This window comes from Bradyrhizobium sp. (assembly GCF_016462955.1).
In the GTDB taxonomy this organism is placed as follows: Bacteria; Pseudomonadota; Alphaproteobacteria; order Rhizobiales; family Xanthobacteraceae; genus Bradyrhizobium.
On the sequence record NZ_JAEMSD010000386.1, the window covers coordinates 4,145 to 6,584 of the forward strand.

The following is a 2,440-nucleotide window of genomic DNA, read 5'->3' on the forward strand; positions in this document are numbered from 1 at the left end:
ACACCGACGGTGTGTGCGCAAACGCGCGGCTGATAGCCGTGTGCGCATACGTGCTTCTGGCTTGTGGGCACGAACATTGCTTTTTGCTGGCGACCGTAACCGTTCGCCAAGGCAAGAAGAAACCAATGTTCAAACTCAAGTCTTTCATCCCCGCGCTGTTCGGCCTTGCGCTGGCCGCAGCGCCAGCGCATGCGGCGGGAAATCTCGTCGCGGTGCTCGAGGCAGAAATCGTCACCCTCGATCCGCATTTCTCCACAGCCTATATTTCGCGCACGTTTGGCTACATGGTGTTCGATACGCTGTTTGCGAAGGACTCCAAGGGCGACGTCAAACCGCAGATGGTGCAGGACTGGAAAGTCTCGCCCGATGGCCTGACCTACAGCTTCACCCTGCGCGACGGCCTGAAATGGCATGATGGCCAGCCGGTCACCGCGGCCGATTGCGTGGCCTCGCTTCGCCGCTGGGGCACGCGCAGCGCGCTCGGCCGCCGCATCTTCGCGATCACCGCTTCGCTCGAGCCAACCAATGCCAAGACCTTCGTGCTGACGCTGAAGGAGCCGTCGGGCCTGGTCATCGACGCGCTCGGCAATCCCGTCAGCCCCGTCGCCTTCATGATGCCCGAGCGCATCGCCAAAACGCCTGGCGATCAGCGCATCACCGAGATCATCGGCTCGGGCCCGTTCGTCTACAGCAAGGCCGATCACCGCACCGGCGATCGCATGATCCTGAAGAAATTTGCCGACTATGTGCCGCGCCCCGAGCCTGCCGACTTCCTCGCCGGCGGCAAGCGCGTGAATGTCGACACGCTGGAGATCCGCGTCATTCCCGACGGTGCGACCGCAGCCTCTGCGCTCCAGGCGGGCGAGATCGACTTCATGCAGTACGCCCCGTTCGATCTGTTACCGCAGCTGGAAAAGAACGCGCGCGTGAAGCTCGTCAACTTCACCGGCGGCAATATGTTCGCAGGTGCCTACCGTCTCAACGCCGCGTCGAAACCGTTCGACGATCCCGCGATCCGGCGCGTGCTGTGGAAGCTGGTCGACCAGCGCGAAGTGCTTGACGCACTCGGCCTCGATGCCAAATACGCGACGCTTTGCGCGACGTTCTTCACCTGCGGCACCACCTATGAGAGCAAGGCCGGCATCGAGGCCGCCGCGAAACCCTCGATCGAAGCGGCGAAGGCCGCGCTGAAGGCGACCAAATATGCCGGCGAGCCCGTCGTCGTCATGCAGGCCAACGATCTCGAAGCGCCCCGGGTCTCGGCGCAGGTGCTCGCGGAGCGGTTGAAGGCCGCCGGCTTCAACGTCGATCTGCAGGTGATGGACTGGGCGAGCGTGCTGGCGCGTCGCGCCAAGAAGGAAGGCTGGAGCGTCTACGGCGTTCACGCTGGCGGCTTCGACCTGGGCTCGCCGCTGACCAACGTCATGGTTGCCTTCAACTGCGCCGACTTCACCGGCTGGCAATGCGATGCGCGCATCACGCCCTTGCTGGAAGCCTTCGCCAAGGCGCCGGCTGAGGAGGACCGCAAGAAGATCGCGGGCGAGATCCAGGCCGTCATGTACGACCAGGCACCCGCGATTCCGTGGGGCCAGTTCGCGCAGCCGGCCGCCTATCGCGCGACCTTGCGCGGTCTGATACCGTCCGCCATCCCCGTGTTCTGGAACGTTGAGAAGTAACGCGATGTACGATGTCATTGTTGTCGGCGGTGGTTCCGCCGGCGCCGCCGTTGCGGCACGGCTGTCCGAGGATCCCGGCCGGCGCGTCCTGCTGCTCGAAGCGGGACGCGACTGGCGCGCCGATGAGGCACCATGGGAAGTGCGGACGCCCAATCCCATTCCGATCATCCACAAGCGCGAATACCAGGAGAAATGGCAATGGCCTGACCTTCTGACGCGCCGGGTGGCGGGGCAGGAGCCGCGCTTCTACTGGCGCGGCAAGGGGCTCGGCGGCTCGTCGATGATGAACGGCCAGATCGCCATTCGCGGCGTTGCCGACGCCTTCGACGAATGGGCGGCCAATGGCTGCACCGGCTGGTCGGCCAAGGAGGTGATGCCGCTGTTTTCCGTGATCGAGGACGATCTGGAATTCGGCGATGACGATGGCCACGGTCGCGGTGGGCCGCTGCCGGTCTATCGCGCGCCGCCGGAGACATGGGGGCCGATCGATCGCGGCCTGCGCGACGCGGCGCTGGCCAGCGGCTATCCCTGGTGTGCCGACGTCAACGGCCCGGACGGCGAGGGCGTCGCCTGCTATCCCATCAACAGCCGCAACTCGCGCCGCATCACCACCAATGAGGGCTATCTCGAGCCCGCGCGCGGCCGCGCCAATCTCGAGATCCGCGGCCATGCGCTGGTCGATCGCGTGCTGATCAGCGACGGTCGCGCAACCGGCGTCCGCGTTCACATCGAGGGGCAAGGCACGAGCGAGATCAGCGCGCGTC

General features: G+C 65.4%; 2 protein-coding genes. Both read left to right on the plus strand.

The annotated features are described in order from the left end of the window. Positions 1–125: 125 nt before the first annotated feature. On the plus strand, positions 126–1,676 hold the full coding sequence (locus JHD07_RS29155; protein ID WP_291628455.1) for an ABC transporter substrate-binding protein: 1,551 nt from the start codon (positions 126–128) through the stop codon (positions 1,674–1,676). Between the two features lie 4 nt (positions 1,677–1,680). Then, the coding region (locus JHD07_RS29160) for a GMC family oxidoreductase (RefSeq protein WP_291628457.1) at positions 1,681–2,440 on the plus strand (760 nt) is incomplete at its 3' end.